The sequence below is a fragment of the Paenibacillus sp. NPDC058898 genome (assembly GCF_049316025.1).
Taxonomy (GTDB): Bacteria; Bacillota; Bacilli; order Paenibacillales; family Paenibacillaceae; genus Paenibacillus_AQ.
In genome coordinates this window covers 51180-65036 of record NZ_JBMOSM010000001.1, presented here as the reverse complement: position 1 = coordinate 65036, position 13857 = coordinate 51180, and the positions used below count along the sequence as shown (strand labels likewise).

The window sequence follows — 13857 nt, the reverse complement described above, 5'->3', positions numbered from 1 at the left end:
TGCTATAACCAACATTTTTCCCTCCTGCCAGGCTGCTATTCAACAGCGCATGGAGCATTGAGTAAGAATCGTACCATCAAACTTACTCCTCCGCAAAAAACTTCGATAGCGGGTTCTCCTCTTGTTTATCTAACACCACCTTGCCCTTCTTGTCCATCACATAGTACTGATAGAAAGCGCTCGTGAATCCGAGGGATTCCTGCATTTTCGCCATGTAGGTCTCCAAGGCCTCATCACTTACATGATCTCCATTCCAGAAATAGTGCAGCATTAGGCGATTTTGATTGAATGGATGCTTGATCACATACGCCCCGGAAGCACTCGGTTGATTCATGGTATCCTTCCAGGCAAAGCCCATTTTGTTCACCCGCTCGATGATACCGGACTTCAGGGCCTGGATCACCCCGTTCGTTTTACCGTTGCCGATCACGATCAGATTGCTTGTCCCCAGTTCCTTCTTCAATTTCGTTTTCAACACCTGGCGATCCCGAATAACGTCATATTTCACTCCGCTGATATCAAGAAGCATTGTGAGCTGGTTCACCATGGCTTCTTGCTGTTTGCGTGTATGATTCCTTACTTGATCGCTCAGAACGATCGATAATGGCTCTCCCTGAAGGGCCTTCTCCATGATGCGGCTCATCGTTTCGTAGGGCAAATCTGGAATTTGGGAAAGGGCTGATTGGTACAGCAATTGAAACTGATCATGCATATATGCGGTTTTCTCCTCTTCGGACAGTTGGTATTCAGGCTTGAGTACAAACCCCGGCTGATATAGAGCCGTCGCCATTTCGTTTCGCGCCTCTTTTCCGAGCATGTCTTCAATCGTTTGGAGAAGTCCCTCAATGGTGGCATTTTTATATACATAGCGTTTGAAATATTCCTTCATAAAGCGGTCAAACTTCTCTTCGCCAACGGAACGGTACAATTGGTAGATCGCTTGGCGACCTTTCTCGTAATACACCGGGCTAGCCAAATCCCCCACCTCGTCATTGGTCGACGCAATGGCAAGCTCCATCTTGGAATCGTCAAATTGAATGGATTTAAAACCATTCAGCTTATCCCCCTGCTTCTCGGCAAAATACACCTTGGAAAAATCAGCAAAACCTTCGTCCAAGAAAGATTCCTTCTCCGAATCGTTTCCGATTAGAGCGTGGAACCACTGATGAGCGATTTCATGAACGAATACTGTGTCCTGCGCGGGATCGGCCTGGCTGTGTACCTGTCCCATCTGGATGACCCGTGAATATTCAATAGCCACACCCTCCACGTAAGACTCGACGATTCGGAATTCCGGATAAGGATAAGCACCGTATTTATCACCAAAAAATTCAATGGCTTTAAATGCCTGATCGATATACCGATCAATGACCTGTTTCTTTCCCGGTTCGTTATCAAAATATAAATATTCGATCGTCAAGCCGTCGCGGGTCACACTATCCACTTTGAAATTGGGACTGGCAAAAAATACGAATTCCCTTGTATTGTTGGCAACAGTGGAAACAACCTTGCGGCCAGGTTCCACGTTATTCCGTGTCGTTATCGTGCCTGGCATTGCCACCTGATAAGCGTCGGGAACGTTGAACTCTACTTCATAATCTGCAGAAGTATAATAATCGCTTTCGAATGATGGACTGTAAGGGGTTGTATTCCATTGATGCTTCTCCTCGTCATAGACCGACAAAACCGGAAACCAGTGAGCGCCATTCACAATATCCTGGTAATAAGATAAGCGCTGCGAGCCATACGGAATGTTCAAAGAGAAGTCCATATGTACCGATATCGTTGCGCCCGGTTGAAGGGGCTCCTTTAATTGAATTGTCAAAGCCTGATCTTTATTATGGAACTCGAGAGCTTGGCTGTTAGCGTTGACTCCTTGAATATCAATGCCGCCGAGAAAATCTTCCGGTTTCTTATCCGGATTGTTCTTGCTGATTGCTTCGTTCGATCGTTTAAACATGGACGTCTGAGTCGATTTCGAACGGTTGGCATCGGCATAGGTATGGAATACCAGCTGATTCAACGTATCCTGACTGGTGTTTCGATAGGTAACCATGCTGCTTGCCTGCATGGTCATGTTCTTCTCGTTCAGTCTCGCCTGAATATGATATTGAATCGGCGCATGCGCTTCAACGCTCGCAGAGACTTGTGAAATTGTAGTCGGGGAACCGGCTTTTGCCGCTGCATGACCCGCGTTGATGAGCGGGCATGCAGTCAATGTCAATGCAAGTGAGCCAATAATAGCCTTTTTCGATAGGATCGTCGTTTTTTCTTTTACGTGAGTCATGTTATTCTCTCCCTCTGATATCGTCCTTATTTTCCTAACGTTTCAAGCTTCACCTTGGCTGGTTCCGGAAGCTCGTTTGCCTGTACCTCTTGATAGGAACTGACACCTTTTTCCTTGACGTATAAACGCAAGTACGCTTCTTTTCGCAGTTCTTTGTTCGCCCTAAAGGTTAACGTCTTCGCGTTCCCTTCTTTGTTGAAGCCCTCCAAGGTGTACTCATAGTAGATGTACTTCTCCCCGTTATCCGTTTTGTCTTCCACTTTGGTTCCATCTTGAATTTGCACATAATATTGATCCGTCCCGATGCGGTTAATGTTCACATTTTGAATAAATACAACAAATCCAACTAGGATGGCGACAAGAATGCCGCCGAAGATCATCGTTTTTTTCATGACTATACTCCTTTATGATAGGTTATTTAGTTTTGGTTACAATTTTATAGTAGGACCTAACGGTAACGACGTAATAGATCAAATAAACACAGGTATAGACGGCCATACAGATCACGACCGGAATCACAAGATTCATATGCAGAAGTTTGGACAACGCAGAAAGTGCGACAGCGCAGTGGGCAATGCCGGCAACGAGCGGTAAAGCAAAGATGAACAGCACTTGCTGGGCTATGCTCTTTTTAACCTCACGCCGATTTACGCCGATCTTGTTTAATATCTGATATCTTGCCTTATCCGAATTTGCCTCGGTTAATTGCTTGAAATATATGATGCTACCAGTCGCCGTAAGGAACACAAGCCCCAGAAATCCTCCCATAAAAATCAACAGGCCTGACGCTTCCATTCCTCTCGCATAATCCTGATAATAGCTGGCAAATGACGCGCTTTCCGGCAAGATGCCTTCGAGATCCTCCGTCAGCTGCTTCGCTTTGTCTTGATTCGATATGCCATAGGCCTCCAGCATGATCGTGTTTGCTTGTTTCTCCAATTGCGCAAACCGTTCATCGCTTATAACGATAGTAGAATAGACCGTACCCAAGTTCAGCACGCTGTATTTCTTCAATTCCTTAAAGGTAATTGGCTGCTCCTGCTTGTCTGTTTTGAGCGAGACCGTAGAACCCACATACGTCGGTGAAATTCCTTCGTAATAGGCCGGGTCCAAGGCAACGGCCTCGTCTCCGCTTAATGTGATGGTGTCTTTGCGGCCCTGCATCTTCGCCAGCTCGTTAAAATCATGCTGGGAGATGACGCTGTATGATTGGATGTCATGCGAAAAAACATCGTTTAGCCCACTGACATCAGCATCCACTTCCAAGATAGGGACGGACGCATGATATAACAGCTCGTGCTGCGGAGTTGAGTCTATCAACTCGTCGGCTCGCTTTGTCACACTGCTATCATGGGAGATCCACATCATGCTGTTGGGGTTCGCTTGCTGGGCATTGCTTGCATTACTGTAATAAAAGCTGTAAGCCGTCCCAACAGCAGTAAGTGTTGTCGCGCTAAGGACGGCAATGATCGTGAGCGTGCGCGCATTGCCTTTGATGCGATATAGAAGCTGGGAGACACCAATCATGTTCATCCCGTTCCAGAATCGGTTCTTGTTATTTCTGGATATTTTCAACAATGTCACGGTCAGGGTACTGAACAGCAGATACGTTCCGATAATCACCGTCGTCAGGATGACGAGTGGCGTTAGCATGAATCCCATCGCCGCCCAAGCCTTGGATTCCAGCAGGTTCTGCAGAGCAAGCCAATATCCGGTGCCTATGAATACCAGAGACAATACAGCGGTGATCCATGAAGCCTTCGGTTCCCGTTCTCCCTCCTGATCCGCATGAAACAACTCAATCAATTTGAACCGGTAGATCAATCGGTAACCCTGCAGTGACGTGATAAGCGTAATGATCATAAACACAATGGCGGTGTTGATGATGGCCGCAGGCGATATCGAAAAATTCGACACCGCATCATATCCCATGACCTTCATTAACAGGGATACAAAAAATCTCGTTAGCACGGAGCCGAGGGCAATCCCGGCCAGTAGAGCCAGCACACCCATCAGAAAGTTTTCATAAAATAACATCCGGCCGATCTGTTTCTTCCGAACACCGAGCAATGAATACAATCCGACTTCTTTCTTGCGCTTGCGGGTAAAGAAGGAATTGGAGTACCAGATGAATATAGCCACAAAGATGATCAGCACAACAGCGGCACCGCTAAAAGCCGAGCTGATTTTTGTCGACCCCTCCGTTGCGGACTGTATCGCAGTATCATATTTAAGTGAAACAAAAGTGAAGTAAATGACGATACTAAAAATCATCGAAGCAAAATATAAAAAGTAATTGGTGAAATTTTTGCGGATGTTTTTTCTGGCTATGCTAAACAGTGTCATCATGCTCACCCCCAAGTGCAGCCAGTACCTCCAGGATCTGATCAAAAAACACCTTGCGCAGTTGGTCTTCTCGATGAAGTTCCTGGTACAGCTGCCCGTCTTTTATAAAAATGACGCGTTTGCAGTAGCTTGCTGCATAAGCATCGTGAGTGACCATCATGATGGTGGCACGCTCTATCTCATTCAGTTTCTTTAAGCTTTGCAGCAGGCTGGTTGCCGACTTGGAATCCAGCGCCCCTGTCGGTTCATCCGCCAATATGAGGCTTGGATTGGCAACAATGGCGCGCGAGGCCGCGGTACGCTGCTTCTGACCACCCGAGATGTGATAAGGATATTTGTTTAAGATATCGCGAATCCCGAACGTATCGGCGATCTCGTTCACCCGTTTCTCAATCTCGGCTGCAGGCACCTTGGACAATGCCAGGGGAAGCAAAATATTTTCTTTGACGGTGAGCGTGTCCAGCAGGTTGTAATCCTGAAAGATAAATCCGAGCTGATTACGGCGAAAATCCGATAGCTGCTCCTCGTTCATCGATACGATATGTTGTCCGGCAATGGTAATATCGCCTGCCGACGGTGTATCGATCGTCGAGAAAATATTCAGCAGCGTGGATTTGCCTGCCCCGGAAGGTCCCATAATACCGACAAACTCACCTTCCTGAATTTCAAGATTGATGTCTTGCAATGCCGTATATTGATTTCCTTGAATACCAAATGTTTTTTCTACATGTTTTGCTTGTAATATGGTTGTCATATCGCGTTCTCCTTCAAGTCATCGTTAGTTAAGCACAGATGTAATTATAGAAGGCGAACCTTACACGATTTTTATACGAACCTTACATAAAGCTTAACAAACTTGTTGAGTGCACTTACACAAACATGCTGGCTCAGAACAAAACAAAAACCCGCTGCATGGACGGGTCATGGCGGGCTATAACGTTCTATTATTCAAGTCTTCGGACTATTCTTCCTTTAACAACACAAAATCCTGCGGGTTCGAACGAATGAACAACCTGATCCGTTTCAAGCTATCGGGAGCGATCTCATTAAATCTCATGCGTAATACACGCTTTCTGAACTTGAAATCGCCTGTGATTTGACGGAAGCTTTTTTCCGCGGATACCTAGAAGCATTGATTCCACAAGCCCATCCCAATCTTTCGTCATCCAACGTCTCAAAATCCGCTTGGTTCATCGTCACTAATGTCATTCAACTGCTGGCTAACTAGAATCCAAGAAAGGGGTTTACTACATGATGTCACCCGAAATCGAAACCATCCGGCAGCAGCTCCCCGGCTGGCTGGAAGCCAGCTTACCATGTGTCGGCAGAGGTAAAGTCGCCTCCTATATCCCCGAGCTGTCCAAAGCTCCCCATGATGCTTTGGGCATCACCTTAATGAACCCCCAGGGTGAATCCGTCACCGCCGGTGACTGCGGGCTGCGTTTTACGATGCAGAGCATCTCCAAAGTGTTTACGCTGATATTGGCGCTGATGGACAATGGAGAGGATGCCGTCTTCAGCAAGGTCGGCATGGAGCCGACCGGAGACAACTTCAATTCCATGCTGAAGCTGGAGTTAGTCAGACCCGGCATTCCCTTCAATCCGATGATTAACGCAGGCGCGATTACCGTTTCTTCCTTAATTCGCGGAGACAGCCCGAACGAGAAATCCGACCGAATTCTTCAGTTCCTTAAAGAGCTAGCGGGCAACACTGATTTGGAATATGACTTGGGCGTTTACCGCTCCGAATCGGATACCGGGAATCTGAATCGCTCTATAGCATTCTTTCTGAAGGAAAACAGGGTGCTCAGCGGAGATGTTGAAGAGGTGTTAGAGGTGTATTTTCGGCACTGCTCCATCGCTGTGGATTGCGCCGATTTAGCCAGAATGGCATTGGTGCTAGCCTGCAACGGTTCGGATCCGCTAACCGGCAAAGCGCTCATACCGAGAAGATATGTTCAAATCGCCAAGACGTTCATGACGACATGTGGCATGTACAACGCATCAGGAGAATTCGCCATTCAGGTAGGCTTACCCGCCAAGAGCGGCGTTTCAGGGGGCATTTTAACTTTTGTGCCGGGACGTTATGGCATCGGCGTAGTAGGCCCTGCATTGAATAATAAAGGCAACAGCTATGCCGGCGTACATTTACTCCAGTCCATATCCCGCGAGATGGACTGGAGTATCTTCTAAATACAAAAATCCCCCTGGAGCAGTTACAGCTTCAAGAGGATAGAATCCGTCAAATATGTTCTGAAGATAGCACTTTGCTTCGTTTCGTTTGTTAAGAGGGGAATGCGCTCTTACCTGTTTCGAATGGGTCCCATTCTCCTATTTTCTGAAGAACAGTCGCCCAATCCGGTCTGCAAATTCCTGCATATTCACACTGGAGGGGTCAAGACGGTAATATCCGTTCTTCACGGCCTCCAATACCCAAAGCGGCAGCTTCTTGCCCTCAAGCAGCGGATATACGTTGTCGTAGGCCCACATAAGATGCTCCCATCGCTTGTCGTTTCCTTCCTGAATATACTCCGATACATCGAGTACCTTCCCTCTGCCTTCCTGCAGCAGTACATTCTTCAAATGAATATCCCGCGGGTTTAAGCCCTTGCTCCGCACAAAGGAGCGTGCTGCCTCGACATCATCGATGACCTGCCTTGGAACGGACACACCATAGAGCAAACAGTCATACAGGGTTAATCCAGATTCATGGCTGATCGCCACATAACGCTCACCTGCCCCATAAAATGCAGGGAAATAGGGGCTGCCCACCAGCTCTTGATAGACCTTAATCTCCGCTTCCTTCTTAGGCAGCGCCTCCGCAGCATACAGTTTGAACGCGTAGGCCGGCAAAGGTTCGTATACGAATACTGCAGCATCCGTACCGATTCCGATGCAGCGCAGGTCATCCGATTCGCCTTCAATCGTGACAGGGTCGTTATCACCGTTCTTGATAACTTCCATACAAGCCAGTGCAGTTTCTGCCTGCTTCCAATGTTCGTGATTCATAGGCCACCTCATTTGGGGTTACTGGACTTAAATCAGTATGATCGTACCACACTCACGTTTCAAAAAAAAATATTTGCCAGCGATGCCTGATCCTGACCACAAAAAAACCGCGAGAGCTTCTCGCGGTTTCATGCTTCTTGCCTACATATCGTTACTCCGGTTTCACGAAATATCCAATACCAGCGGCATACTCTATCATTTTTTCAAATAACAGCTTGTCCGGTACAGCACATTTTACTCCCGTGTGCTTAAGGAATTCCGATGTTTGCGGACAAGTATACCGGTAGATGGAATTCTTCGCTCCGTCGCCTTCGAACTGTGCCATCGCCAGCTCAAGGCCTTCCTTATCCTTCGGCTGCTGCGGATCCAATAACCATGCCTCGTATGCCTTCCAGTCCATCACTGAAATGTCATATCCATAGGCTTTAAAATGCCCCACCATGTCCTCATAAGGAATGGCAACAGGGTTGCAGATATGGAACACTCGCCCAACCGTTTCTTGTTGAAGCAGCAGAGCGGTAATGGCCTCCCCGGCATAGTTAATCGGCGTAATATCCACTTCCCATCTCGCGCCAGGCGCTTTCTTCAACAGCAGCATCGCTTTCAGCATGCGGTAAAAAGCGTTGTTGTCGATGTTTTTCTGGAATATTCCGTTCTCTGAGTTACAAGACAGATTCCCCACGCGATAAACCGCTGCCGGGATTCCTCTATCTGTACCGGCTTTAATGACCAGCTTCTCTGCCTCCAGCTTGCTGTTCGTATAGACATTCTCGATAGTCGACTCTTCATATCCCGTTCCGGCAACGATGGCATCCCATTGACCACCCAGTGCCAAATCTTCAGGGATCCCAAGCGTAGATATAAAGTGGAATCGGATATGCGGTCTTCTCTGAGCCAAAGCCAACAAGCGGTCCGTGCTTTCCACATTCACTCGCGCAAAATAGTCGGAATCGCCAAAATGCTTCACTTCAGCTCCGCAATGAATGATGGAATCGATGCGCGCTTCAATTAATGCACGGTCTTGGGCTCCGAGCCCGAGAAACTCCTGCTCCAAGTCGCCCTGAATCGCGATCACCCTTTTATCCATACGAGTCCTGACCTCTTCGCCAAAATATCCGGTCATGATCTGCTCAAGGCGAGCATAGGGCTCCATCAGCTTCGACGGTCGAACCAGGCAGTACACGGTAGCGGTCGATTGTTTCAGCAGTTCATTCAGCAGATGTGACCCCAAATATCCCGTCGCGCCTGTCAGCAAAATATGCTGCTGGGTATAGATAGGTTGTCCCGAACCCTGGTTGATAGGGAATGAGAACGGATACTCAGCCAAATCCTGAATCGGAAGATCCCTATTCTCTGTTTGATCGGTTGGGATCGTTTGCTGCCCCAATTCCTCTACTCGCTCCGCTAATGTAGCAACCGTCGGATAAACAAAGAAATCATTGATCTTCAACTGAGGATAATTCGGCTTAAGGAGCACCAAAATCTCCAGGATTTTCAGAGAATACCCACCGATATCGAAGAAATCGTCGTGGATTCCGATTTTGGTTTGTCCGAGTGCTCTTTCCCAGGCTGCAGCTATATCCCGCTGAATATCATTAACCGGTGCCTCGTAGTGGGAGTCATCCTCTTCCATCTCCATCGACAATTCGTACAATGCCAGCTTCTTACGATCAATCTTACCGGTCGGGGATAGTGGCATCTCTTCTACAAAACACATGTATTTAGGAACCATGTAACTAGGTACTTTCTGACTTAAAAATTGCACCAAATCCTTAGCGGAAGCTGCCTGTCCATCATGGGTTGTATAGAATGCCGCTAACATTTTGGTTCCGTCCTCGTCCATTCTCGGAATGACCGCGATGTCCTTTACGCGTTCATGCTTCGCCAGATTATCCTCGATCTCTCCAATCTCGATCCGGAAGCCTCTGATCTTCACCTGTGAATCTTTTCGTCCCCGGTATTCTACTTGTCCGTTCGGCAGCAGGCGAACCAAATCTCCGGAACGGTAGTATTGTTTACCAGATTCTGGTGTTAACGGATCCAGAATGAAGGCTTCTTTGGTTTTCTCAGGCTGATTCAGATACCCTTTGGCTACGCCGATCGAGCAGATCAGCAGCTCTCCGGTTACGCAAGTTGGACATAACTCATTATGCTCATTCACAATATACAATTCATAGTTGGCAAAGGGCGTCCCGATATACACGGTGGCCAGATCGTCCGGAACCGCATAATTCACGACATGCCCTGTTGCTACAACCGTCGTTTCCGTTGGGCCGTATAGATTCACGATTGGAATCTGCAGCTTCTTCTGGAACATACGAACGGTTTCTCCGGCCAGTGCTTCCCCACCAACCACGATCGTTTTGATATTACGGTATTTGTGAGTATCTTCCATAGGCAAATACGCTGCCAATTGATTAAAAAACACCGTAGGCAGTATCGCGACACGCGTTGCATTGGTTTCTGCCACAGCCTCCGTAAAGGCGTCTATGGAGAAACGCTGCTCATCGGAGAGAAGATGCAGTCGTGAACCGCAAGCCAGCGATCCGAATATATCGTAAACGGAAGCATCAAAGCTGAAGGTGGAATATTGAAGAATGATATCCTGTTCACTCATCTGTAATTTCTCTTGATTGGCCAGTGCCAAGTTCACGACGCCTTGATGGGCGATTAAGGCCCCTTTCGGTTTGCCTGTTGAACCGGAGGTATAGATGATGTATGCCAAATCATCACCTTCAACGCGAACGCCACAGGCTTCATCCGAGTACGAAAGGAATTTATCATCAAGACAGAAGTATTCTGGCTTGGGTTGAAAACCTGCCAGGAGCCCATCCAGCTTTGCTGTGAAATCCTGATGTGTAAGAATGATCGCCGATTCGGTATCCTCGATAATATAGGCATTTCTTTCATCTGGATGTGATGGATCCAGCGGGATATAGGCTCCACCGGCCTTGAGCACACCGAGCATACTAACAATCGTATCCAGGCCCCTCTTCATAAATATCGAGACGAATTGGCCTTTACGTAGCCCCTTGTCTAGAAGCATATGTGAGATTTGGTTTGACAACCGGTCAAGCTGTTCATACGTTACTTGCTCATGATTCGACGATAGTGCAATTCTCTCCGGAAATTTCTTCACAATGGAAGCAAGCATTGACACAATAGTAGGATCTTCCGGCAGCTCCTGCTTCGTGTCATTGAGAATCGTGTACGCGTTTCGGTCCTCTTCTGTCAGCATAGGCAAACGGCTAACCGGCATGTCCGCATGCTCAAGAGCCGCGCAAGCAAGCAGCTCAAAATGCCTGCTGAATTTTTCGATCGTTTCTTCTTTATACAAAGGCCGTGCATAGGATACATAGAGTGTCCACTCGTCCTTCTTCTCTTCCTGAACCATCCAGTTCAGCCCGCTGGAACTATAGGCATAACCCTTCCCGTTACTTCCATAGACCGTTTGGAGAGTGAGCGATTGACCTGTTAAGCCTTCTATATCCTCAAGCGAAAAGCTGCTTCCTTCAATCTGCTCCATTTTGGCGGAAACTTGCTCATAAATCTGTGCGAATGAATCGCTACCGCTTAAGTTAACTCTCAGCGGAAGGAGATTGCCCTTCTCATTGTTCACGCCGATCAGCAAATCGGTATCGTGCGTCATTCGGTACAGAAATACGACATAGCTTGTGAGCATCCATGCCTTCATGTCATATGAATCGCTGAACTGCTTGATCTTACCGGTTTCGATACGAAGATTAATCGCCATATGATCAAGCTCTTGCTGCTGAAGATGCGCTGGACCATCGGTGTACAGATAGAATCCCGGTAAAGGTAGCTGCAGTTCATTCAACCAATATTCTTTGCCTTGTTCGATCATCAATGTTGTATTCAAAGGTTTCAGCTCCATCTTTTTTCTCTACTGTTTCTGTCCTCGTAGTACTACACACTACACATGCAATTTGTTTACAAGGGCCTCCAGCTCAGCGGAAACCTGGTTAATCTGCTCCGCAGACTCGAAGATTTTGGCAAAGGATGCCTGCTGTTCCTGGCTACTAATCCGGATCTCACCCGACACAGACGAGTTTCTCTCTGCGAGCTCAGCCAGTTGTTTAATAGCTGCCGTAATCTGTTCGGTCTCGGCAACCATTTGCTGGGTAGCTGCAGACACCTCTTGAATTTGACTGGTCACTGTATCGGTTGCCACCAGCATGCCTTTAAACAGCTCACCGGTTTCTTTGACAACCTCAATTCCCTTGGCAACGTTTTGTTCCCCTTCGCTGATGGCTTCTACCGCAGATGCCGTTTCATCCTGAATGTATCGAACCAATTCAATGATTTGGTCTGCGGATTTTCTTGATTCCTCCGAAAGTTTCTTAACTTCGCTGGCAACCACAGCAAAACCGCGGCCCTCTTCGCCCGCTCTTGCCGCTTCGATACCGGCATTGAGTGATAAGAGATTTGTCTGAGAGGAAATTTCGGTAATTACCTGCACGATCTGACCGATCTCATTTGAACGATTCTGCAGCTTTTCGATGATATTCACCGAGTTTTTGACCGAATGATCAATCGAATTCATCTGTTCGATCACCTGCTCCACATTTTGATTACCGCGTTCCGATTGCTCCTTCATGTGCACGGATATCTCGGAAAGATCCGATGTATTGCCGGCAATCGTTGATACGCCAGATGAGATTTCCTCAAGCGAAACCACGCTTTCGGTAATGGAAGTGCTCTGCAGCGCGACTCGTTCCGACATTTCCTCCATATTTTTAGTAATAGCGGAAGAGTTGTTATTATTGACTTCCACAGCCGAGAAGAGGAATTTAGACTGCTCTGCAGAGTGCTCCGATACCGTTTTGATCGTTGTGACAAGTTCATTAATTTGATTAACGGTCGTATTGAACTTGGCATTGACCTGCCCCAGCTCATCATCGCTAGCTTTTAATTGGACGGTAAAGTCACCTTTGCTTAGCTTGTCCAGCGCCCCCATTAATGCTTGGATCGGTGCGAAGGTACGTCTAATGGTGAAGTACTGCAGCGCTAATACAATCAGCAAGGTAATCAGCAGCGCAAAAACCGTATTGGTGATCAATGCCTGTTTCCCGGAAGCGATTAAGCTTGCATCCACGTCGATCCCCATGTAAGCAAAAATTTCGCCGCTGGCATCCTGGAAAGGATACAGCACGGTGATCCAGGTACCATAATTATCTTTATAGCCTTTGGTGTAGACGGTTTTTTTCGTTTTCAGCATCTCTCTCACGGCGTCAGCATGGATCTCCGGTTGTTCGTATAAGTCGCCCAGATTCAAGTCTTCTTCGGCAAACATATCAAGCACTGCCGTTGGCATGGCAATAATCGAGGTCTTGTTGCCACCCTCGAGCTCCGGTCCAAAAATATAGCCTTGTGCAATGTTGGGATGACTTAGGGATAGTTCATCAAACGTTTTGGTAAGTTTTTTTTGGATATCCGCATTGCGGTCGGTTTGGCCTTTCACCGCTTGAGCATCTTCCAGCGATACGGACTTAACCAAGGTATCCATAATTTTTCCCGAATCGGATTGCAACTGCTTCGTTAGTACGCTGTCCTGGATATAATAGCTTGAACCAATCACGATGACACCCGTAATAATGATATACAGGCTCGTCCATAACATGTTTCTTTTAACAATACTCAGATTTTTAAAACGCAGTCCTTTTGAGAACGTTTTTGGCTCACTCACTTGGTCACTCACTTGGTGTCTCTCCTTTGATATCTCTTATGTATTTTCCATATAAAATAGGGATTTCATTAGCGAACCTGTTCGCATCACCTACTTTCCTGGAAACATTGAATATTTCCGGAATCTTTCATGAATACATTACATTTTTCAAAAATGTTCATCTTGAATGAACCGCGTTCCCCCTCCATCAATATTCTTACATAGGCTCACTTCACAAAATGGTCTTGTTAAGTGAAATTCCAGTTCAATAGATCCATATTCACGTTATGATTCCATAACCATTGCATCTTTTGTACTATTTATAGATCGGCATTTATCCGAATATTTTTAATACTTTAGTAACAACAACTTGCAAAAAAACCCCTGTTTTCGACAATTAATCGAATTTTTATGTTCCTTCAATTTTTGAAATCAGCACGTAGTTTCCTATCATTTTGAGCACGCAAAAAGACCGCGATTTACGCGGTCCTCTTCAGTATAAATTGCATTGAATACTGGTTTCCCAGTT

General features: G+C 46.8%; 8 protein-coding genes. 1 reads left to right on the top strand and 7 read right to left on the bottom strand.

The features are described from left to right. Positions 1–82 precede the first annotated feature (82 nt). Genes ACOZB4_RS00230 through ACOZB4_RS00215 form a run of 4 tightly spaced genes read right to left on the bottom strand, consistent with a single transcriptional unit; the run spans position 83 to position 5387 of the window. Complete coding sequence (locus tag ACOZB4_RS00230) at positions 83–2287, bottom strand: M1 family metallopeptidase (RefSeq protein WP_379409356.1); 2205 nt, start codon at positions 2285–2287, stop codon at positions 83–85. 26 nt (positions 2288–2313) lie between these two features. Beyond that, positions 2314–2679 carry a YxeA family protein gene (locus ACOZB4_RS00225; protein WP_379409359.1) on the bottom strand — a complete coding sequence of 122 codons (366 nt, stop codon included), beginning with the start codon at positions 2677–2679 and terminating at the stop codon, positions 2314–2316. Positions 2680–2701: 22 nt separating this feature from the next. Further along, positions 2702–4633 carry an ABC transporter permease gene (locus ACOZB4_RS00220; protein WP_379409424.1) on the bottom strand — a complete coding sequence of 644 codons (1932 nt, stop codon included), beginning with the start codon at positions 4631–4633 and terminating at the stop codon, positions 2702–2704. After that, positions 4620–5387 (bottom strand): ABC transporter ATP-binding protein, encoded by a 768-nt coding sequence (locus ACOZB4_RS00215; protein WP_098743925.1) that lies wholly within the window; start codon positions 5385–5387, stop codon positions 4620–4622. Before ACOZB4_RS00215 ends, ACOZB4_RS00220 begins: the two co-directional genes overlap by 14 nt. A gap of 497 nt (positions 5388–5884) precedes the next feature. Between ACOZB4_RS00215 and glsA the strand changes: the two genes are divergently transcribed. Continuing rightward, positions 5885–6826: a glutaminase A gene (gene glsA, locus ACOZB4_RS00210; RefSeq protein WP_379409366.1), complete on the top strand. Its 942-nt coding sequence runs from the start codon at positions 5885–5887 to the stop codon at positions 6824–6826. 138 nt (positions 6827–6964) lie between these two features. On the opposite strand, the gene ACOZB4_RS00205 is transcribed toward glsA, so the two are convergent. The 3 genes from ACOZB4_RS00205 to ACOZB4_RS00195 all read right to left on the bottom strand — a co-directional run bounded on the left by ACOZB4_RS00205 (position 6965) and on the right by ACOZB4_RS00195 (position 13361). Beyond that, positions 6965–7642, bottom strand: coding sequence for a serine/threonine protein kinase (locus tag ACOZB4_RS00205; RefSeq protein ID WP_379409370.1), 678 nt, complete (start codon positions 7640–7642; stop codon positions 6965–6967). A 151-nt stretch (positions 7643–7793) separates the two neighbouring features. Next, complete coding sequence (locus tag ACOZB4_RS00200) at positions 7794–11522, bottom strand: amino acid adenylation domain-containing protein (RefSeq protein WP_422759443.1); 3729 nt, start codon at positions 11520–11522, stop codon at positions 7794–7796. 54 nt (positions 11523–11576) lie between these two features. After that, positions 11577–13361: a methyl-accepting chemotaxis protein gene (locus tag ACOZB4_RS00195; protein ID WP_379409377.1), complete on the bottom strand. Its 1785-nt coding sequence runs from the start codon at positions 13359–13361 to the stop codon at positions 11577–11579. Positions 13362–13857: the final 496 nt, after the last annotated feature.

Excerpts from the sequence above, each read along its gene's own strand:
- ACOZB4_RS00205 (WP_379409370.1), bottom strand. The coding sequence starts at position 7,642 with ATGAATCACGAACATTGGAAGCAGGCAGAAACTGCACTGGCTTGTATG.
- ACOZB4_RS00230 (WP_379409356.1), bottom strand. The coding sequence starts at position 2,287 with ATGACTCACGTAAAAGAAAAAACGACGATCCTATCGAAAAAGGCTATT.
- ACOZB4_RS00220 (WP_379409424.1), bottom strand. The coding sequence starts at position 4,633 with ATGACACTGTTTAGCATAGCCAGAAAAAACATCCGCAAAAATTTCACC.
- glsA (WP_379409366.1), top strand. The coding sequence starts at position 5,885 with ATGATGTCACCCGAAATCGAAACCATCCGGCAGCAGCTCCCCGGCTGG.
- ACOZB4_RS00225 (WP_379409359.1), bottom strand. The coding sequence starts at position 2,679 with ATGAAAAAAACGATGATCTTCGGCGGCATTCTTGTCGCCATCCTAGTT.
- ACOZB4_RS00215 (WP_098743925.1), bottom strand. The coding sequence starts at position 5,387 with ATGACAACCATATTACAAGCAAAACATGTAGAAAAAACATTTGGTATT.